This window comes from Novosphingobium sp., assembly GCF_032093395.1.
GTDB lineage: Bacteria > Pseudomonadota > Alphaproteobacteria > Sphingomonadales > Sphingomonadaceae > Novosphingobium.
Window position 1 is genome coordinate 1 of sequence record NZ_DAMDBA010000064.1, and the last position, 21,128, is coordinate 21,128.

Genomic DNA, 21,128 nt, shown 5'->3' on the forward strand with positions numbered 1-21,128 from the left:
TGGCCGGAACGATCATAGGCTCGGGCACCGTCTCCAACGCGAACTATGCGCAAGTGGGATCAAGCTGCATCTCGGAAGTCCGCGCCATCGAGATCATACGCGACGGAAAGCCGACAACGCCGTTCATGGCATTCGGAGACACAATCCGCATGGAAGGCCGTACCACCGATGGCTCAGCTCCTTTCGGCGCGATCGAACAGGTCGTGGCGACTACCCGTACCATCTGAACTCGCCCGGAGCTATCATGACCTTTGCAAAACAGTACGTCCTCACTGCCGCCGAGGACAAAGTTACCGATCTCAAGCTGGCGCTGCTGGCGTTGGCGATCAGGGTTCGCAGCATTCCCGGCGCCTCCGGCGTGGAGGTTCTTCAGGATCGCGACGATCCCGCCAACTTCCTGTTCATCGAGCACTGGGATTCCGCCGAAGCGCATCAGTCTGGCGGCAAGCTCCTGGGCAAGGAAGCGTTCGCCCCCATCATGGGCGCCATCGGCGCGCCACCCAAAGCCTATTCCCTGGATAGCCTGATGGACTGATCGACTAGGGCGTAAACTCATAAACCGCACCATCGAGGTTTGAGGCAAAATGGCTCAGCGCAAGAAGGCAGGGCGAAGGAATACGTCCGTATTTCAAGTCCTGCCGACGCAGCGATGGGCCATTTTGGTCAAATCCCTGCGGGACGCCCGAATGGCTTCCATCTCGAACGAAATCGACCTTGGACGGGCAACCAGCCCGCCCGGCGGCCACTTTGGCCTGAGCTGTTCGCCATTCGGGCGCCTCGACGGTGCGGTTTATGAGTTTACGCCCTAGGGCGGATTCCGATCCGACTGCATCGAATCGACTGCTCCATGTTTCTGATTTAGCGCGTTTTCCGGATCACCAGGTGATTTCACCTAATTGTAAAACGCTCCAGCGCCACCGTCCGGGCATCTTCCCGGAGGGTAGCGAACGTTCGCACAGGATCAGCGGCGATTCAGAAGCCGGATTCTGGTGACACCGATATGATCGTGGGGAAGAATGGCCAGGCGCTCGTCACCGTTGATCGCGCGCCCGGCGAGCCACTGGCCCTCGGTACCAAACCTACCTTCCTCCACATGGCCGAACTCGACGGTCATGCCCGCCTTTTCGAAATCGAAGGTAACGCCTTTACCTACGACCAGGAAGCTGTCCTTGCCTTCGGAAATTATTAGAGCGAAGGGTCGGGGATCTGCCGGGATGGGAATGCCGTTGCCTTCCGTTTCACTGGGAAAGGGCGGCGGGGGCGGGGGCGGATCGAGCCCGGCATCGAGGAACATCGATGAAAACAGCGCGCGGCTATTGCGTGCAATGACGGTGTAGCCACCGAGCGCGAAAGTGGCAGAGGGTTGATCTTCCTCCAGCAACACGCCGCCGATACGGTTCTCCGACTGAGCGGCGGTAATTACCGCCGTCATAGGGTTCAACAGGGAAAGCGCTTGGGCATACTGGCCATCCAACCTGCCGTCTTCCACTCCGAACACGGAGAAGCCGATCGCGTGGTGCCGCCCCAAAGCCCAGAACAAACTGCCGGTGCGAAACTGGGCTTCGGGGACGAACAGCGGGTTATCCGGGCGGTGGTAGTCGGCGAACGCCTCCTTCACCTCGGGCACGTAGACATCGGGCGATAGCATATCCAGCGAGGGCGCTCCGGCGCGCCAGATATCGATCATCCGACCCACCGGTCCGCCGCTAGGATACTGTCCCGCTTCGGTCTGTCCCGGTTGCGGGCCCAGCCATGCGTTGGCGTAGACAGGCAGCCTGTGAATCGACTTGCCGGCTTTCGCCAATGCTTCGACGTAAGAACTGAAGCCCCAGGCCATGAACACTTCATCGGCCTGCCAATCCGTCCCGAACACTTGCGACCATGTACCGGACCGAGGTTCGCCCTGCCGCTTCCATAACTGCGCCAGTTCCGGGCGCAGGTGTTCCTTCTCTCGCGCCAGGTGCCTCAGCAGCGCTGAGGGTACTGGCTTGTTCCAAGCGGATTGCGCAATGGCCGAACGGTCGCGGCTGTCCCGCAGCAGACCCGTCTCGTTCTCGATCTGAACCATGATCACGGTATGATCGTGATCCACTTCGGCCAGATGCCGCATCAGTGCCTCATAAGCACGACGATCCGCCGCCAGCAGCTCCGGCGAAAAGACGGAGAGCACCGGCTTGGGCATCGCCCCCGCATAGGAGAAGGCCGCCTTACCCTTCCCTTGGGTTACAGCGCGGGGAAAGCGGCGATCGTCGGCGCGAACCCAATCTGGTGCATAAGTGGAAGCGGCATTCTTGAAAGCCCCGAACCAGATAAGAGCGATCCGCATCTTGCGCGCGCGGGCCTCTTCGATCTGCGCATCGACTGCGGAAAAAGCGAACTGCCCTTCTCGCGGCTCAACCTCGGACCAGCTCGCGGTGCCGATCACCGAGCCCACGTTCATTGCCGCTAGTTTATCCCAAACCGGCTTCATGTATTCCGGGCTGGAAGCGCTGGAATTATGCAGCTCGCCGCCCATGAACAGATAGGGCTTGCCGTCCACCACCAGCTGCTTTCCACCCGGCGTCTCGACGATAGCCGGAGCCGGCTCGGCCAGTGCTGGCGACACGAGAAAAAGCGCAAGGGCACTGGTGGCAGTCTGTCTTAACATTCGCATCCTCCTATACCGGAGATTGGAGCGTAAAAGTCACCGGTTTCCCCGCCGAACTGGAAGGCGCGATCCATACCTGAAAGCGTCCGGGCTCTGCACGCATCTGCAAGTCGCCGCCTACGAACTCCAGATCCTTGCGGGTGATCGTGAAGGTTACCTTGCGCGAGGCGCCTGCTCCCAGGCGGACCTTCTCGAACCCCTTGAGTTCGCGCACCGGCCGCGTCACGCTGGCGCTTTCGTCGTGCAGATAAAGCTGGACGACTTCGTCCACAGCACGATCGCCCCGATTGGAAACCGTTACGGAGGCAACGATCTGCCCGTCCCGGTCGATCGTCGCCTTGCTCAGTTCCACATCGCCGTACTGCACGCCGCCATAGCCTAGTCCGTGACCGAAAGGGTAAAGCGCTTGGTGGGACACGTCGCTGTAGCGCGCCTTGAAGAAGGCGTTCTCACCGGGCAACTGCGGCCGTCCGGTGGACTTGTGATTGTAGTAGAAGGGTTGCTGGCCGGAGACTTGCGGGAAGCTGACCGGAAGGCGTCCAGATGGCGACGCCCGGCCGGTAAGCACATCGGCAAGGGCATGTCCGCCTTCTGATCCCAGGAACCAGCCGACCACGATCGCCGCGGCATTGCGCACCGCGCCTTCCAAGGCGAGCGCTCGCCCGCAGGATAGGATCGCGACCACCGGCTTGCCGACAGCCGCCACCGCCTCGGCCAGCGCCTGCTGTGCAGCGGGCACGACGATCTCGGTGCGGGACCGCGCCTCGCCAGACATGTCTTGCCCCTCGCCAATGGCAAGCACCACCACATCCGCCGCCTTGGCTGCAGTGACGGCAGCTTCGATTCCACCTGGAAGCGCCTTGGCGATTTCAGCGCCTTTCACGACCGTCAGGCGCTCAGCTCCCAAGGCCCCGCGCAGTCCTTGTGCTAACGTCACCGCTTCGCCTGTCTTGGCCCACGGGGCCCATGGCCCGTCCATGTTGCTCGCGTCGTCCGATAACGGGCCGATCAGCGCTACCTTGCGTCCGGCAGCCAGCGGCAGGACATTGCCCTCGTTCTTGAGCAGCACGATCGATCGCGTTGCCGCTTCGCGCGCCAGTGCAAGCGTGGCAGGCGTACGCACTTCCCGGGCCTCCCGCTGCGGATCGAGCGAGCGGTAGGGATCGTCGAACAGGCCCAGTTGCTCCTTCACCGTCAGCACCCGGCGCACGGCCTCGTCAAGGCGTGCAGCGTCGACGGCGCTGCTGGCGATCAGAGTGGGAAGATGCCGCTTGTAGAGGCCGCCGCCCATATTGACGTCCACTCCCGCATTGAAGGCCTGCCGTGCCGCATCGGCCTCGTCCGCTGCCACACCGTGCGCGACGAGTTCTTCCGCCGAAGCAGCATCGGAAACCACGAACCCCTGGAAACCCAAACGGCCGCGCAGCAAGTCGGTAAGAAGATGGCGGTTGCCCGATGCAGGCACGCCATCGATATCGTTGAAGGCCGCCATCGTCGTGACCGCGCCTGCGCGAAACGCAGCCTCGAACGGGGGCATGTGCGTTTGCAGCAGTTCGCGTTCGGTCAAGTCGGTACTATTGTATTCCATGCCGCCCATTACAGCGCCATAACCGGCAAAGTGCTTAGGGCAGGCCGCCACCGAGCGCGGGGATTTCAGATCGCCGCCTTGGAAGCCCTTCACGTAAGCGGCACCGAACCGGCTGGCGAGCAAAGGATCTTCGCCCGACCCTTCGGCCACCCTGCCCCAGCGCTGGTCGCGCGCGACATCGACCATGGGGGCATAAGTCCAGTGAACGCCTACCGCCGACATCTCTTCGGCCGCTGCGCGCGCAGTACGCTCTGCAAGATCCGGTTCGAAGCTGGCGGCCAGAGCCAGAGGGATCGGAAAGATCGTGCGCAGACCGTGGAGTACGTCTGCACCGAACATCAATGGGATGCCCAGCCGCGATTGAAGCGCAGCCTCCTGCAATTTCCTGCCCAGCTCTACCCCGGTCCCCGCCAGCAACGAACCGACGCGGCCTGCGCGGACTTCCGCGAACTGGAACGCGCTGCGCTCTCGCGCTTCGGCTTGAGCGTTGATGTCGGGATTGATCGGGCGCGGAGTGGGCCGTACGTCGTCCGGGTAGAGCGTGAGTTGCCCAACTTTTTCCTCGATCGTCATGCGGGCCAGAAGCGATTCCACACGGCGGCTGGAGGGTGTTCGAGCCGCGAAGGCGACAGAGCTGATTCCGCCGGCAAACGCGAGCGCTCCCAGGCAAGTCCCGGCTCGTAGGATAGTGCGGCGATCGATGTTCATGGCAAGGCTACTCTGATCTTTCGGCGCTATCGGGCAATCTTCAAAGCGCGCGATACGTGAAGTTGCGGAAGCGCACCGATCCTTCGCCTGCCGCGAACAACGCCGGGCGCAAGCTGACGAGATCGTCCATGGTATTGGCGTGATAGCCGGATGTCTCGCTGCGGACATAATGACGGGTCCATCCCCGCCCATCGGCGCTGTAGTAGAAGGTGACGATGTTGCAGTCGTTGACGATCTTGAGATGGAGCCGTCGGGTTGCGGGAGCAGGCTCCTGCCAATATGCTGCCTTGCCGCCCCGATACGTCGTCATCTTCTTGCCGTCATGGCCCATGCCCAGATACATCCGGTCATTGAAGAACAGCAGCAGACCGCCCTGCACATCCCCGGTCAATTCCATATCGACGCTGATCTCGTAAGCGCGGTCCCCCACCATCTGGGTGAGAGGCGAACAGTCTTGCACGCCGGTGCCCTTGCCTTTCAGGTCAAGACCGTCCGTGCCGAACCGCGCGCGCGCGGCTTCTTCCGGCGCTGCCGAGTAGAAGGTCCAGCGCGTGCCCATGGCGGCTGCCGCGAAAGTGTCCGACCGGGCGATGCCATGTTCGGCGGTGCGGCTTGCCGATGGCTTGGGCAAAGGGCGTGAGAGATCGCCGCCGATAGCCCTCGGCCAACCGTCGGAAGTCCATTCGATCGGTTCGAGCAGGGTCTGCCGGCCAAGCGTCCGATAGCCGTTCTCGTATCCGTGGTAGACGAAGTACCAGTTCCCGTTCGGGCCCTCGACGGCAGTGGCATGGCCGCGGGACCACCATTGCTCGTCCTGATCGGTCGTCCGAACGATCGGGTTGTGCGGGCAGTTCTCCCAGGGGCCGTTCACCGAAGGTGAGCGCGCCACGATGACCATGTGGCCGGTTGCAGGGCCGCCTGTGCCGCCCACGGCGCTGATGATGTAGAACCACTTGCCCCGTCGCAGGAGCTTGGGGCCTTCGAGCGAATAGGCTTCGGTGATCCAGTCGTCAGGGTACTTCCATCCGTCGTAGACTTTCTCGACCTTTCCCTCTGTCGAGAGTCCGTCGCGCGACAGTTTCACGCGGTTGATGCCCGACAGGAACAGGTAGCGCTCGCCATCTTCGCCGACGACATGGCCGGGATCGATCAGGCCTCCGATACCCAGGTCGATCGGCTCGCTCCACGGCCCCTGCATGGAATCGGCATGAATGACGTAGATGTTGGCGAAGTCCTTCAGATCGCGGGACCATGGCGCCTTCATGAAGGGAATATAGATGTAGTAGCGCCCCCCATGCTTCACCAGATCGACGGCGAAGACCGTCCCTAGCGGCCTCTCCAATGCCGAGCCGATCGGCACCCAGTTCACCAGATCGCGCGAATGCCAGATCACCAGACCGGGCGACGCATCGAAGGACGAATGAGTCATGTAGTAGTCGTCGCCGTCCTTAAGGATCGTCGGGTCGGGATAGTCCCCGGCGAGGATCGGATTAAGGAAGTCGCCGTTCCCCAGGTCCGCTCGCCTTTGCCCCTCGATCCCCTTGCCCCAGCGCGGTGCCAGTTGCGCATGTCCTTGCCCGCCTCGTCCCAACGGACCGGGCTCATCGCGCCCCAGAGCAATGCCAGATGGCGAGACGGCTGCGGCGCCCCCTGCAGCGATAAGAAACATGGACTCGCGGCGTGAAGGCATCTGAGGCTCCGTTCGGATTTAAGAGGCCCGCCAAGCCGTTGTGGACGATGACTTGGCAGGTTGGGCGCGGTGGTCGTGCGGGTAGGACGGTTTCAGTACCAGGCCAGCGGCAATGAACGAAGCTCCTTTGAGCCGGGCACGGCGTCCCGCCTGCATCTGGTAGCTTCGAGCGCACGTCTCCCTTCGATCTACGGCCCGCATTTCACGCGGTAACGCGGAGGCCGACCTCACGATCGGCCTCCGCGCGCCGATTGTCAGAAGTTGACCTTGCCTTGCAGGCCGACAACGCGGAACGAACTGTCGGCGAGGATCTGCGTGGTCGTACCGACGCCGATCGGCGAATTGTAACGCAGCACCGGCTCGCGGATGCCGAACAGGTTACGAGCGAAAAGGCCCAGCTCATACTTGCCGTCGGCCATTCGTACACCCGCGCGAGCACCGGTGATGAAGTGAGGCTTGAAGGTCACGTCGTTACCACCGGCCGTGACGTAGCGGATCCGCGAGCGATAAACCGTATCGGCGCCCAGATAGGCCGTCATGTTGTCGTTCAGGTCGGCTTCGTACTCTCCCGAGAGCACGCCCTTCCAGCGCGCGCTGTAAGTCACCTGATAGCCGCCGAGATCGGTGCCGTCGGTGCCGATGAAGCCCTTCGGGAACTTCGCATCGACATAGATGACGCCGGCGTTGACGTTGAGGCCCGGCAGCAGTTCACCAAACAGCCCGGCTTCGATGCCCTTGGTGGTCAGGCGGTCGATATTTTGCGGCGCGCAAACTACGCCGCGAACGCTGTCAGGCGAGCAGACCTGCGCCTGGTAGTCCTTGACCCTCGTGTGGAACACGTTGAGATCGAAGCCGATGCGACCAAAGATCTTGCCCTTCATACCGACTTCCAGGGCAGTGGGCACTTCGGGACGAACGTAAGTCGGCGTCGTTCCCAAGGTGCTGTCGTCGTTGTAGGTCTGCCCCTTGAAGCCGCGGCTTGCGGTCGCATAAACCATCAGGTCGTCCGCAAGATCGGCTTGCGCGCCTACCTTCCAAGAGAAGTTGTCGATCTTCGATTTCGCGCGATAGAAACCTGGTGTTCCACCGCTCTCCACGTCGATGCGAGCCGTAACTTCATTGTCGGTGTATCGAGCGCCACCGAGGACGCGGATCGAATCGTTCACATGCACCGTAGCCTGTCCGAAGGCCGCGAAAGTTTCGACAACCGGTGACTGATGGTAGGCGGTGCTGATCGGCGTTGGCCGGAAGAAGAGGCTCAAACGGCTAAGATATTCACGCTCACCTTCGTACCGCGAATAGTAGCCGCCGACCACGTACTCCAGCGCGCCGCTGCTTGGCGAGGTCAGCCGTACTTCCTGCGTCAACAGGCTCTTCTTGTCGTAGCCAGGTCCATAGAAGATATTCGGGAACGGCGATGCCGGCGATGTTGTCGGCAAACCGTCGATCGACGCGGTTTCCTTCTGGTTCTGCCAGCGATAACCGGTCGTCCAGGTGAGGGTGTGGCGCCCCAGGGTGACGTCCATCGATCCCGAAATGCCGAACTGTTCGACCTGGTTGGTCACTTCCTGTGGATTGCAGGTTTTATTGTTGCCTGCACCGATCGTGATGCCGCAATCGGCAAGCACATCGATCAAACCCTGACTGGCCGTATTGAAGAACGTGAAGTACGGCGCATTGCGCGTGTTGATCTTGTTGTAGTCTGCGATGAGGTTGAACGTCACGTCCGAGCTGGGTTCCCACAGCAGGCGGGCACGTACGCCGCGGTCGTTGCGGTCGCTCCCCTTGCCGAGCGCAGTGTTGCGCGTGACATCGTCGATCGAGTCGTAATGGCCGGAGACACGCAGCGCGGCGTTCTTGCCAAGCGGCGCATTCAAAACCACGCGGCCGATGCGGCGGCTATATTCCGAACCGGCGAAGCCATCTTCGGCCAGTTCGAACTCAACCTTGCCCGAGAACTCGCCGAGCCTGGGCGCATTGGTGGTGATGTTGACGAGGCCCGCCGACACAGCCGAACCGAACAGCGTACCCTGCGGTCCGCGAAGGACTTCCACGCGCGCCACGTCGAACACCGAGGACTGCGGCACGTTGCCTTGAGGAACACCGTCGACCACCAGACCGACCGAAGGCTCCGCGGTAGAGGATGTGATCACTGTGCCGATACCGCGAATAAAGCCGCCGGAACCTGGGGTTTGCCCCGGTGGCGCGAACTCCAGCGCCGGCGAGGATGCCTTAAGGTCCGTCACCGAGATGATGTTCTGCCGCGCCAGTTGAGCTTCACCAACCACTGTGACAGCGATCGGAATATCTTGCACGTTCTCGGAGCGCTTCTGCGCGGTGACAATGATGTCGCCGCCGCCAGCCTGATCGTCTGCATCCTGCGCGAAGGCGGGAAGGCACCAAGCCGACAGACACGTCCCGGCCATGGCAAAACCAATTTTCGACAAACGCTGCATCAAGTCCTCCTGATCAGTCGGAGGATAGCTCGGCACGACCGCATTTTCCTCTCCTCAGCGCCGCATGTTATCTCGCGGCTTACACGAACACGTATTTTAATCCTGAATTCGAGTCAATGCTGCGGATGGCTCTCAGCGTGAAAATCCGACTCCGGTCCGGATTTTCACGTTTTTTGCCAGGAGGGGATGGGCCTGGACACCCGGTAGGCAGCGGAAATGATTGTCGCAGGATTAGATATGTCGTTCTATTATGGAGAAACGCAGAGGGCCGGATCTCAGCCGGCGACATGCGTCGACGAGAGGAAAAAGGAATGATACGTCCGCAAGCGTTCGAACCGGTCCGCATTGCCGTCATCGGTGCAGGGGACATCAGCGCGGTTTACTTCAACACGATCGCGCGTACCGATCTGCTTTCGCTGAGCGCGATCACCTCCCGATCGATGACGAGCGCGCAAAATCGGGCCAGCCGGTACGGGGTGCCGGCCGCCACTCTGGATGCAATACTGAGCGACCCCTCGATCGAGCTGCTGGTCAACCTTGCGCCCGGCGCCGAGCATGACGCGCTCAATGCGCGAATCATTGCGGCGGGCAAGCACCTCTACACAGAAAAACCGTTCTCGCTTTCCGCAAGCAAAGCCCGGAAACTTGCCACCGATGCGCAAGCGGCCGGTCGGCGCATCGGCAGTGCGCCCGATACCTTTTTCGGCGCTGGGCACCAGGCAGCGCGGCGCGTCGTCGACCAAGGCGGTATCGGAAAACCTGTGCTGGGGGTCTCCGTCGTCGGCCATGCGGGCGTAGAGCAGTTTCATCCATGCCCAGCCGGGTTCTATCGCGCCGGGGGTGAACCGCCGTTCGACATCGGACCCTACTACATAGCTCAATGGGTGAACCTGCTGGGCCCCGTTCGTCGCGTGCACGCCGGTTCCGCTCGGGGCTCGAGCGAGCGATCCGTTCTGCGCGGACCGGACGCCGGCAAAGTATTTCCGGTAGAGATCGACACGAGCTACGCCGCTGTGCTGGAGTTCGATGAAGCGACAGTCTCGTTCGTCATGTCGCTGGATATGGCAGCAGCGCCCCTCTATCAAAATCACTGCTATGGCACGGAGGGAGCGATGGTCCTTGCCGATCCCAACTTCTTTGGCGGCGAACCATCGCTGACGAGGGCGGGACACGGCAGCGAGCCGATCTCGATCGACGACCTCCCCTTCGGTATTCCGAACCGGAAGAACCACGCGGGAGTGCCGGCCGCCGACTATCGCGGCGTCGGCCTGCTGGACCTTGCGATCGGAATACGTACCGGCATGCCGCACCGAACGGACGCGGCTTTCGTGGTGCATGTGTGCGAAGTGATGGAAGCCATCGTCATGGCCGCCCGCTCTGGCCAGACCGTCACGGTGCAAAGCGACTGCTGCCGGCCGCAATCACTCGACCCCGAGCGCGATAAGCTGCTCATTTCGTCGATGCCTTCACCCTGGCCCTGAATAGCAAAAGCCCGCCCAAATCTCCACGGATTTGGGCGGGCTCATTTCCCTCATGACGGTCTTCCGCGCTTACGAGATCGGTTGAGGAATGCGTTTGCCCAGCAGGATGATCACAAGTGCGAAGACAATGCCCAGGATGCCCATGATTGCGAAAGCATGCAGGATGCTGCCGGTCTTTGCCGAAAGAGTGCCGACAATCGCCGGACTGATGAACTGCGCGATGAAAAATGCGGAGGTCCACAGGCCGAAGCCGCGGCCGCGATGCTCAGGTGCAAGCAGGCGCGAGACCCAGAAGATCAAGCCCGTCACCGTCATGCCCGCGCCGATTTCCTGCAGCACCGCGGCAGCGGCCATCGTTTCTTCGCTCCTCGCGAAGCCCATGCCCGCTGTGCCCGCACCGACGATCAGGAGAACCAGGGCGATCACCCGCTCGATCGGCCAATGACGTGACAGTACGTTGAACACCAACGCCCCTACCGGCACACCCAGACTGACCAGCCCCATGATGACCCCCAGACGCGTGGCCGATACCGTGCCGATCGCCTCGAACGCCAGCCCCCCATTGACCAGGAACACGTAGTACAGCACCGACATCACCAATGTGACGGCGCAATAGGCGCTGACCGTTTTCCACGGGAGACCCGACCCGCGCGCGGTGCTTTGCGCGTCGGCCGGACGCTCGGCCACTGGCGGTTCGAAGAACCAGGCAAGCATGGCCAGGAAGATCACGAACGCCAGTCCATAGACCAGAAATACGCCGTTCCAGTAGATGCTGCTAAGCCACCCCGACAGCGCCAGAGATCCAGCCCCCAGTGCGGGTCCTAGAAGGCCCTGCACCGTAATCCAGTTGCGGCGACGATTCTCCGCGAAGTAGTCTGCGAACAAAGCGTTGACGATGACCAGGATGAACGTTTCCGACACGCCGACTGCGAGGCGCGACGCGAATATCGTCGGCAGGTCGTTGAGGAAGAAGGGCGCGGTGCCTGAGAAAGCGTAGGCGAATGTCGCCCAAAGCAACGGCCGGCGCCGTCCATAGCGATCCACGATTATTCCGGCGAAAGGCGCCAGCAGCGCCACCATCAGCCCCGGCGTGGTCGCCATCAGCGGCACCAGAAACGCAGCGTTCGGCACGTCCTTGAAGTGACCGATGATCGTCGGAATTGCCGGCGCCAGCGAGAGAATACTCAGTATCGGGAGGAAACCGGCGAATGCCAGCGTCACGCCTTGACGCCAACCCGCGACTGGCGGGCCCGGCAACGGGTTCACATTGCTTGCTTTATGCATGGCGACCTTCATTCTCCCGATCTGTCATTGTCCTGACAGCTTCAATCACAGCTTGATGGCGATATCGATGGCGCTCCGGCCGACGAACAACTGCGGTTCCGCGATGTCCACCCACCCGTCGTTCCATGTCTGAAGGCGCCGACGCGGAATTTGTATCGTTATAGTCCGCCTCTCGCCGGCAACCAGGTGGGCTTTCGCGAAGCCTGCGAGCGCGAGTTCGGGTTGGCGACGATAGACTTGCACCACCTCGCTCCCTGCCCGGCTCGAGCGGTTTTCGACCACCGCTTCGACAACCCAGCCCTCCCCAACGGGCGACAGGGTTGCGGAAACCAGCGCTATGTCCGCGTAGCCGAGACCGGCACCGAAAGCATGATGCGGTGCCGCTATGCCGCGATAGCCGATCAGCGTGTTTTCCGAATAGACGAGGTCGCCGTTAGCCTCCGGCTTCAACGAAAGCGCCGGATAGAGGCTCTCTTCTGCGGCTATCGAAACCGGCATGCGGCCGCCCGGTTCGCGCTCACCCGCGATCACTTGCGCAAGTGCCTCGCCGAAGCCCTCTCCCGGATACCAGGTGACGAGCAGCGCCGCTGCCTTGTGGTCCCATCGTGTGTCGAAGGCATGACCCACGTTGGCAACGACGACCGTGCGCGGGTTCACCGCCGTCACGGCCTGGATAAGACGAACCTGTTCGTCTGGAAGACGAGTATCGCTGCGATCCTTGCTTTCGACGCTGGCGTCAGACGTTTCGCCCACGATCAGAACGACGACATCCGCTTCGCCGGCCAACTCGACGGCCCGCGCCAGCATCGCGTCAGGCGTATCGGGCCGGCGGATACCGTACCAAAGGCCGTGAACGCGCGCCGGTGCGAATGCAAAGTCGACCTCCACGGCCACCTGCTGACCGGCGCGCAGCGAAACGGCTACGCTATCCGCGTCTCCGCCCTTCAAGGTGCCCATCACGTCGGAAGCAGCCACCGCCCGGTCGCGCACGATCACTTCGCGGCCGTCGATGCGCAGCGTCACCGGGCCAGTGGCGCCGAGATAGAAGACGTGCTCGCCATCTTCCTGCGCCTCGAACAGGCCGCTGGCAACAACTCGGCCTGGAAGGTTCACCTTCAGCACATCGTCGTGCACGCCCGAAAACCAGACGAGAGAATTGGTGTCGCGCGTTTCGCTGGCTTGCAGCACCGCTGCTTCACCCTGCCCGTCGAAGTAGTCCACAGTCATTCCGGCAACGCATCCGTCGCCCAGATCGCGCGCGGGACGTACGGGCATCGCCGGAAGCCGCGGCTGGGGATCGACACCTGCTTCGTGCGCGATCACCGTGCGCCCCCGATAAAGCGCCTCGATCGCTTCCAGCGGGCGCAGCGCATCCGGGGAAACCGCGATCTTCGCAAACGTCCCGCCTTGGTAGCACGGCGCGGTGGCGTTCGGACCGATCACTGCGATCCGCTGATGAGCACCGGGTTCCAGCGGCAGCAGGTTACCTTCGTTCTTCAGCAGCACGAAACCGGCAGCCGCGGCTTCTACCAACAGCGTTTGAGCATCTGCGCCCGCGATCGGTCTGCGCTTTTCGCCGGAAAATCGCTGGGCGGCGTGCGCGAGCCGCCGCGCCGCATCATCGACCCTGCCCGCGTCCACGCTGCCATCGGCCACAGCGTCCGCCGCCCGGACGCCCAGAAAGCGCGCGGGACCGGGCATCTCCAGGTCGAGCCCGGCGTTGAGCGTCGCGGCGGCTGAATGCGTGCCGAACCAATCGCTCATCACGATGCCGTCGAAGGCCCATTCCTGCTTCACTATGCGCGTAAGGACATGATGCTGCTGGGAGCACCAATCGCCGTTTACTTTGTTGTACGCTGCAAGCATGCCGCCTACGCCAGCCTGCGCGCACAACTCGAACGGGAGCAAGTAGACTTCGCGCAGAGTGCGCTCGTCCACCACCGCGTTCATGGTATCGCGATCCGTCTCGCTGTCGTTGCACACGATGTGCTTGGCGACGGCAGCAGTGCCTGTAGCCTGAAGCCCGGTCGCCCAGGCCGCGCCGAGTATCCCCGCCAGCAGTGGGTCCTCGGAGAAGTACTCGAACGCCCGACCGGCCAAGGGACTGCGCGCAAGGTTGACGTTCGGCGCCAGAACCATATCCACGCCGCAGCGCACCGCTTCTCCGCCCACCAGCGTCCCGACACGTTCGCAAAGATCGATATCCCAGCTCGCCCCCAAGGCCGTGGCGCAGGGGGTAAGCAAAGCGACGTCGCGCTCATCCACCCGGCCGCTGGCGATGCCCATCGGACCGTCGCTCATGGAAAGCGAGGCAATGCCGCGATCCGGATAACCCACGGTGGACCACATCGCCGCTCCAGACGTCATGGCAAGTCGCTCTTGGAAAGTCAGATCGTCAATCATGCGACAGTCTCGATACGAAAGCGCATGATTTGTTCCGCCTGTGCCTGGATGGCCCGCTGGACTGCGCCGTCCGCGACACTTCCGTCTTCCGCGAACACACGCTGTTCCATAGAGTTGACTGCGATACCGACCGGCGTAGGCCAACCCCGCAGCGCATGGACCACATCCCTGAGGGAAGACAGCGTAGTACCACACGCTTGCCAGCCCGCGGCGGTGACGACCAGTCCCACCGGCCTACCGTCCAGGTAGACGTTGGTGTCAGATCGTAGATCTTCGAGAAGATCGACGGCATTTTTCACCAGACCGGAATATCCACCGTGATATCCCGGTGTTCCGATCACAATGCCGTCCGCGTGCCGCACGGCGTCGACCAGGGCAGCCTGAGCAGGATCTCGCTGAGGGTCTTCAGGGTTGAAGTGCGGCAGGGAAAGCAGAAACGGACCATCGAACATCGTGGTCGAGGCTCCCATGTCCTCGCACTGCGAGAGCACCGCTCGCACGATCTTCTCACTCGACGATGCCTGGCGGCCAGTCCCACCAAGGCCGACGATCTTCTTGCCTGCCATATCGCTTTTCCCGTTGACGGGGCGACCTCTTGGCGGGTCGCCCTCCTATTATCGACCTCTCCGGAGAAATCCGGTCAGTTTACAAGAGCTGGCATCACCTTCTTGCCGAGCAAGCCAAGCGTTTGGTTGCCCAAGCGCAGGCGCTCCTCGGTAAGTGGCCCGGTTGTGGTACCGCAAAGGATGTTTCCGATGCCAAGCTCCTGGTAGGGCTTGAGGTGCTGGATCACCGTTTCCGGGGAACCGTATAGACACCAGGTGCCGATCCAATCGTCCGTCAAAGCGTTCGGAGTACGGTCGGTCTTCTTGTTGGCATCGTTGCTTTCCGCGCGGGCGTTGAATTCCGCCTCCCGCTCGACAGCATCCTGATAGCTGCGAAGGATCACCTCCAGTTCCTCGCGCGCCTGATCGTCGCTTTCGGCAACATGGACGACCTGGTAGGTGTGCGTGGTCCAGCCAAGAGCCGATGCCACGACTTCGTCGCTATGGCCGGCTTCAAGCAGGAAACCCTTGTAGATATCGAACCACTTCTTCACATGGATGAACGGTTCCGTTCCACCGATCTTGGGCGGAGTAAAGGCGGGGATGAACGCCGGCCAACCGTTTTCGGCAGCCCGGCGGGAGCTTGCTTCCTTCATCGCCACCGGCATCAGGCGCGCGTGGCCTGGTGTATAGGGCGCCGGCGTGATGCGCTGCAGAACGCGGCCATTGTACGGCCCATTGGCAATTTCTACCGCCGGATCGTCCATGCCCTTGGCCCAGAGTTGCTCGGCGATGGCAAGGTTACGCTCGGAAATGGCGCTCGCGTCCTTGTAGTCGACGGCGAACCCGATCATCTCCTCGGGCGTAGTACCCGAACCGACACCGACCAGCAGCTTGCCGCCGGTCAACTGGTCGAGAATGTTGATACGCTCGGCAAAGCGGACCGGGTGGTGCAGCGGGACCGAGACGACCGAAAACCCGAAGTGCATATCCGGCAGTTTAGCCGCCAGATAGGAAGCGAACATGAAGCTGTCGCTGGCCACCGGCATGTAGCCGTTGAAGTGATGATCGGGCAGAAACACCGCTTCGAAGCCGCTATCGGCTGCAAGGACAGCGTGGGCTTCCAGGTCCTTCATCAGCTGACGGTCGTCCTCGGCCCTCATGGACCGAGCGTTCAGAAACACGGAAAAACGCATTGACCTCTCCACGTTGTCTCGTCCTTCGACCAGCCGATCGTATTTACATTCGAATGCCGGCGGTTCAGAATGAAACAGAATGATAAATAGAATAGCTATTCTTTTTTAGATAGGACTGCAATGGCGCGCGTGTCAACAGCAAAGACGAAGGCGAATTCCATTTTCGTGCCGAACGAGGCGAGCCGCGTGCCGCAGCAAGGCCGCAGCAAAGCGTCCTACGAACGCATGCTGGCCGCTGCGGAAAAGCTCATGGTGAAGCGCGGGAACGAAGAGTTCACTCTCACCGAAGTGAGCAAGACGGGAAAGGTCTCAATCGGCTCGATCTATCTTCGATTCGACAGCAAGGACGACCTTATCCGGGCCGTGCATGCGCGCGTGCTTGCCCGAATCGAACACGATCAGGATACGATGCTCTCCGAGCTCAAGGATGCCGCCCCTTCGCTGGAGGAATATGCGTATAGGTTCGTCAATGCATACGCCGAATTGCTCAAGACCTACAGTCCGGTCCTGCGCCCAATCATGTTTCGAGCCGCCAGCGACAGCGCAATCTCATCGATCGGCAGGAAATCCGCTGACAAGCTGAGCGCGGAAGTTCGGCGGCAGATCCTTCAGTTTTCTGACGAGTTCGGCCGCGAAGAGCATCATCGTCTCGCCGAAAACGCCTTTCGCATGATTTACTGCACCCTGGCCCGCTACTTGGGGCTCGGCTCTTCACCGGAAGCCGCCAATGAGGGAAATTGGGAGGAGCTCAAGGAGGATTTGGCCATCATGTGTGCCTCTTTCCTGAGAGCTAAAGGCTCTGCGCGAAACGCATGAGAACCCGGCGCGGTCCACAAAGGCCAGGGAAGTTCAAGTCTTGCATGCGTGAAACGCATCGTCAGAACGCGAGCAATGGTTCCAATATGATAATTCTCGGATTGGACAGGCTCGGCCGTGGAGAGACGTGCGATGCGTAGCTGCCCCTTCAGCGATTCTGCGAAAGTCTGGGAAGATTTCGGCGCTCTGCGCGAGACGCCCGGTTTTGTCTGAAACGAGCAGATGAATCGATGGGTGGTCTCACGATACGAAGACATCGTGGCAGCGCTGCACGATCCTGCGACGTTTTCCTCGCAGCCGGTCGTTCCGACCGCTCCGCCGCCCGTGGTGGTCCCGAACGACTGATGCAAGCAGTAGAGGGCCTTTGCGACTCGCATGGACTGACCGTTATCCTCGAACGCTTTGCTGCGGCCGAATTAGACACATCGAACGACCGCCCGTTCGATGTGTGAACGGTGTATGCAGCAGGCCTGAATCGAGGGGAGATTAAGGAGCGGATCGCGATGCAGAGCGATTGATCCGAGGGGCATTGGATCAATCGCTCCATTTATTCTGGCTTGCCGCGTCGTAGGATGGTTCCGCCTGAAAAAAAGTTCCAGGTTGAGCTGTTCTGTTCGCCCTAACCGTCAATCCTGCCATCGCCGTCGAGATAGCCGCGACGGCGCAGATCCGGCATCTTAACTGCGAACAGGAAGCCTACGAAGCAGACGAGGGCGACGTAGTAGAAGTAGGCGTTCTCCATCCCCATCGAGCGCAAGTTCAGGGCAACGTACTCGGCGGTGCCGCCGAACAGGGCATTGCCGACCGCGTAAGGGAAGCCCACTCCCAGCGCGCGGATCTCGATCGGGAACATGTCGGCCTTCAACAAACCCGCGATCGGCGTGTAGAACGCTGCAATCACGAGGCCCAGCGCAACAAGCGCGAAGGCGACGGGACCGCTGCCGGAGTTCTGGATACCGTAAAGAATAGGCACGACTGCAAGCGTCGCCAGACCTGTGAACAGTCGCATGTGCGTGCGCATGCCGATGCGGTCGCTCAGGATTCCGAACAGCGGCTGCAGGATCATGAACAGGATCAACGCCAAGCTCATGACCATGCTGGCCGTGCTCGCGTCCAATCCGCCGGACAGGACCAGGAACTTCTGCATGTAGGTGGTGAAGGTGTAGAAATACAGCGAACCGCAGATCGTGAAGAAGAAGACCAAGGTGACGGCCTTGCGATGGCGCGCCAGCCCTTGCAGCCCGCCCGTCTCCGCGCGGCTCCTGCTATGCGGCGTGGCAGTTTCGACCATGCTGCGTCGAAGCAGGAACACCGTAACCGCGCCCGCCGCGCCCAGCAGGAACGGAATTCTCCAGCCCCATTCACCAAGCTGTGCGGGCGAAAGGATCTGTTGCAGCACGATGATGGTGAGGAGCGCGAGCAACTGCCCTGCAATGATCGTCGTGTATTGCAGCGAGCCGTAAAAGCCCCGCCGCCCCTTGGTCGCGATTTCGCTGAGGTAGGTCGCGCCCGTTCCGTACTCGGCGCCGACGGAAAGCCCCTGCAACAGGCGGGCGCCAAGGAGAACGATCGGCGCCAGCAAGCCGATCTGGGTGTAGCTGGGAACCACTGCAATCATCAGCGAACCCGCGCACATGATCGTCACCGAGATGGTCATAGCGATCTTGCGACCCTGGGTATCGGCGATCCTGCCGAACACCCAGCCGCCGATTGGACGCATGAGAAAACCGACGGCGAAAACCGCGGCCGAGGCGATCAGCTGCGCAGTCTGGCTTTCCGCGGGAAAGAGGACAGGTGCAAAGTAGATCGCCGTGTAAGCATAGACGAAGAAATCGAACCATTCTACCATGTTGCCGGCGCAGGCGCTGAAGATGGCTTTGATCCGCCCTCCCGCATCGAGGTTCGCGACATCGGTTTCGGGCTCGTTGATGCCGCCGTTGATGGCGACCGCGCGGCCTTCGTCGCGCGTTGAATAGGATGGTATGCCCATCGATCAGACACCTCTCGTGTTATGACGAGCTTCCTCTCTTGAGGGAGGAATGATCGCCCGATGGCATCCAACCTATGCGAGAGGGGTACTTCAGCCAGTACGATGTCTGAGAACCAGATATAACGATTTTTTATGGGAAGCCTTATTCGAGCAATTCTCCGGCCCAGATCCCTTCCGCTACGAGACGGGCAGCGATCGAAGCGAATGCCTCTCCGGTAAAGCGCATGGCAGGGCTGATCGGCCGGTCTGCGGGGTACGTCATCACGACACGCCGCGTAGGGGTGGGATTGACCAAGGGAGCCGCTCGCAATTCTCCGCTGCTGATACGCTCGTAGATCGGGGCCAGCGGCAAGACTGTCGAACCGAACCCGCCGCGAACGAGTTCGATCATCGCACCGAAGGAATCGGCTTCGACCGACGGAGTCAAATGGATGCCGGCCCGAAGCGCACACTGATCGACAATCCTGCGAAGGCCGTGAAGCGGACTGGGCAGTACAAGCTTTTCGTGCGCCAGCGCTGCGAACGAGACCGGCTCGTCCCGCGATAGACCGCTGTCCTTGTGACCCACCAAGAGGAGCGATTCGAGGAGAATCGGGCGGGTCCGCAAAGCCCCCGCCGTTTCGGGGTCGTAGGATACGCAGCAGTCGAGCTCTTCGCGTTTCAGCCAGTCCAGCAAATGGCCCGAGAAGGCCGAACTGAAACACATGGAAAGCTGGGGATGCGCCTCGCGGATCTTCGCGGCCAGCGGCACGGTCATGATCTCGGCGACGGTCGGCGTCATGCCGAACCGGACGCGCCCCAGGAAGGAGGTTTGTCCACGATCGGCGATCTGGCGGATTTCGTCCAGTTTCGTGAGAACATCGCCGGCGGGCGCGAGGACCTGCCGCCCCATCTCCGTCAGGACCATGCCGCGGCCATGGCGGACGAACAACGGGGCCTTCAATTCCATTTCCAGCAGGCGTATCTGGCGGCTGAGCGCAGGTTGGGCGATCCCCAACCGGTCTGCCGCCTTGCTGATGCTGCCGAGTTCAGCGACGTGAATCAGAGTCTTGAGCTGCGAGATATCCATGCACGTACCATAGCAAGCTATATAACTTCGGCATAGCTCAATGGCCGAGTTGATATTCGTATCCGCCCCGCCGCGTCGTTACCTCCCATTCACGGATCGCACGAGATCGGATTGAGAGGCTAAGGAAATGTCGACAGACGAGATCGACTGGCAGGCAGATGTCTACCGCGTGCTCAAGCAGCATGACGTCAAGCATATCGTTTACGTACCGGACGCCGGCCATTCGACCGCCATCCGCATGGCAGAAGCCGACAATTCGGTGCATTCCGTCGTGCTCACCACCGAGGAAGAGGGCATCGGCTATCTTGCTGGGGCGTGGCTGGCCGGAGAACGTGGGGCGCTACTCATGCAGTCGAGCGGCGTGGGCAACTGCCTCAACACCCTCGCGCTCCAGGCCTGCAGCCGATTCCCCTTGCTGATGGCGGTCACGATGCGCGGTGACTGGGCGGAGTTCAACGCCTGGCAAAATCCGATGGGCCAGCAGACCGAAGCAGCGCTGCGATTGATGGGCGTGATGACTTGGCGCGCGGACGATCCGAAGGATGTCGCGCCGCTTCTGCATGGCGCCGCCACCATGGCATTCAACGGCGATTCGGCCACTGCCCTGCTGCTCGGCCAGCGTCTGATCGGAGAAAAAAAGTGGGTGCACTGAGCAAGACCGGGACGCAGCTCGGCGGCCCTCTCGACCGCCGCGATGTCGTTGCCGCGCTATTGGCAGATCGGGGCGAAACGCTCGTGGTTACAGGTCTCGGCTCGGCGTCCTACGATGTCATGGCAGCAGGCGATAACGATCACAACTACTACCTGTGGGCGGCCATGGGCAGTGCGGCGATGGTCGGCCTCGGGATCGCCACGGCCCGGCCCGACCGGTCGGTACTGGTCGTCACCGGCGACGGCGAACTCATGATGGGCTTCGGCGCACTGGCGACGATCGGCATCCGCCGCCCTGCCAACCTGACCATCGCGGTGCTGGACAACGGCCATTTCGGCGAGACCGGCCTCCAGGAAAGCCATGCCGGTCGCGGCGTGGAGATCGACCGCGTCGCAGCCGAGCTGGGCTTTGGCTGGACGCGCCGCATCGACGAGATGGCGGGGGTCGAGGAACTGCGCGGCATCATCGCGGACCGTTCGAGCACCAAGCTTGCGACCATCAAGATCAGGGCCGAAAACCCGGAGCGCGTCTTGCCTCCTCGCGACGGCGTCTACATCAAGAACCGCTTCCGCGCCGCACTCGGCCACGCGCCGATCTAAGCGG

15 protein-coding genes and 1 pseudogene are annotated in these 21,128 nt (G+C 61.7%); 6 read left to right on the forward strand and 10 right to left on the reverse strand.

Annotated features, from left to right (window positions below; all coding sequences use genetic code 11):
* A pseudogene (locus tag RT424_RS18095) lies at positions 1 to 227 on the forward strand (fumarylacetoacetate hydrolase); the annotation flags it as partial.
* A 17-nt stretch (positions 228 to 244) separates the two neighbouring features.
* Positions 245 to 535, forward strand: a complete 291-nt coding sequence (locus tag RT424_RS18100) for an antibiotic biosynthesis monooxygenase (RefSeq protein ID WP_313441052.1) — start codon at positions 245 to 247, stop codon at positions 533 to 535.
* Between the two features lie 426 nt (positions 536 to 961).
* On the opposite strand, the gene RT424_RS18105 is transcribed toward RT424_RS18100, so the two are convergent.
* The 4 genes from RT424_RS18105 to RT424_RS18120 form a co-directional block, all read right to left on the reverse strand.
* Positions 962 to 2,647: a DUF5597 domain-containing protein gene (locus RT424_RS18105; RefSeq protein WP_313441054.1), complete on the reverse strand. Its 1,686-nt coding sequence runs from the start codon at positions 2,645 to 2,647 to the stop codon at positions 962 to 964.
* Positions 2,648 to 2,657: 10 nt separating this feature from the next.
* Positions 2,658 to 4,943 carry a glycoside hydrolase family 3 N-terminal domain-containing protein gene (locus RT424_RS18110; RefSeq protein ID WP_313441056.1) on the reverse strand — a complete coding sequence of 762 codons (2,286 nt, stop codon included), beginning with the start codon at positions 4,941 to 4,943 and terminating at the stop codon, positions 2,658 to 2,660.
* A 40-nt stretch (positions 4,944 to 4,983) separates the two neighbouring features.
* Positions 4,984 to 6,612 (reverse strand): family 43 glycosylhydrolase, encoded by a 1,629-nt coding sequence (locus tag RT424_RS18115; RefSeq protein WP_313441058.1) that lies wholly within the window; start codon positions 6,610 to 6,612, stop codon positions 4,984 to 4,986.
* 275 nt (positions 6,613 to 6,887) lie between these two features.
* Positions 6,888 to 9,089: a TonB-dependent receptor gene (locus RT424_RS18120; RefSeq protein ID WP_313441060.1), complete on the reverse strand. Its 2,202-nt coding sequence runs from the start codon at positions 9,087 to 9,089 to the stop codon at positions 6,888 to 6,890.
* 392 nt (positions 9,090 to 9,481) lie between these two features.
* Here RT424_RS18120 and RT424_RS18125 point away from each other — a divergent pair, with 392 nt between their 5' ends.
* Complete coding sequence (locus RT424_RS18125) at positions 9,482 to 10,570, forward strand: Gfo/Idh/MocA family protein (protein WP_409521535.1); 1,089 nt, start codon at positions 9,482 to 9,484, stop codon at positions 10,568 to 10,570.
* Positions 10,571 to 10,639: 69 nt separating this feature from the next.
* On the opposite strand, the gene RT424_RS18130 is transcribed toward RT424_RS18125, so the two are convergent.
* The 4 genes from RT424_RS18130 to RT424_RS18145 form a co-directional block, all read right to left on the reverse strand.
* A complete protein-coding gene (locus RT424_RS18130) occupies positions 10,640 to 11,866 on the reverse strand; it encodes an MFS transporter (protein ID WP_313441064.1) in 1,227 nt (408 codons plus the stop codon).
* Between the two features lie 33 nt (positions 11,867 to 11,899).
* A complete protein-coding gene (locus RT424_RS18135) occupies positions 11,900 to 14,257 on the reverse strand; it encodes a glycoside hydrolase family 3 protein (RefSeq protein ID WP_313441066.1) in 2,358 nt (785 codons plus the stop codon).
* The gene (locus RT424_RS18140; protein ID WP_313441068.1) at positions 14,254 to 14,823 is read right to left on the reverse strand and encodes an NADPH-dependent FMN reductase; all 570 of its coding nucleotides are present in this window, start codon (positions 14,821 to 14,823) and stop codon (positions 14,254 to 14,256) included. The genes RT424_RS18135 and RT424_RS18140 overlap by 4 nt, the downstream gene beginning before the upstream one ends.
* A gap of 74 nt (positions 14,824 to 14,897) precedes the next feature.
* Positions 14,898 to 15,998, reverse strand: coding sequence for an LLM class flavin-dependent oxidoreductase (locus tag RT424_RS18145; protein ID WP_313441070.1), 1,101 nt, complete (start codon positions 15,996 to 15,998; stop codon positions 14,898 to 14,900).
* A gap of 120 nt (positions 15,999 to 16,118) precedes the next feature.
* On the opposite strand from RT424_RS18145, the gene RT424_RS18150 reads away from it, so the two are divergent.
* Positions 16,119 to 16,814, forward strand: coding sequence for a TetR/AcrR family transcriptional regulator (locus RT424_RS18150; RefSeq protein ID WP_313441072.1), 696 nt, complete (start codon positions 16,119 to 16,121; stop codon positions 16,812 to 16,814).
* A 619-nt stretch (positions 16,815 to 17,433) separates the two neighbouring features.
* Here the strand turns inward: RT424_RS18150 and RT424_RS18155 are convergent.
* Entirely contained in the window at positions 17,434 to 18,804 is a 1,371-nt protein-coding gene (locus RT424_RS18155; RefSeq protein WP_313441074.1) for an MFS family transporter, read from the reverse strand.
* Positions 18,805 to 18,946: 142 nt separating this feature from the next.
* A complete protein-coding gene (locus tag RT424_RS18160; RefSeq protein ID WP_313441076.1) occupies positions 18,947 to 19,873 on the reverse strand; it encodes a LysR substrate-binding domain-containing protein in 927 nt (308 codons plus the stop codon).
* A gap of 127 nt (positions 19,874 to 20,000) precedes the next feature.
* On the opposite strand from RT424_RS18160, the gene RT424_RS18165 reads away from it, so the two are divergent.
* The gene (locus tag RT424_RS18165; protein WP_313441078.1) at positions 20,001 to 20,525 is read left to right on the forward strand and encodes a thiamine pyrophosphate-binding protein; all 525 of its coding nucleotides are present in this window, start codon (positions 20,001 to 20,003) and stop codon (positions 20,523 to 20,525) included.
* Positions 20,513 to 21,124, forward strand: coding sequence for a thiamine pyrophosphate-dependent enzyme (locus RT424_RS18170; protein WP_313441080.1), 612 nt, complete (start codon positions 20,513 to 20,515; stop codon positions 21,122 to 21,124). The genes RT424_RS18165 and RT424_RS18170 overlap by 13 nt, the downstream gene beginning before the upstream one ends.
* The last annotated feature ends 4 nt before the right edge of the window (positions 21,125 to 21,128 follow it).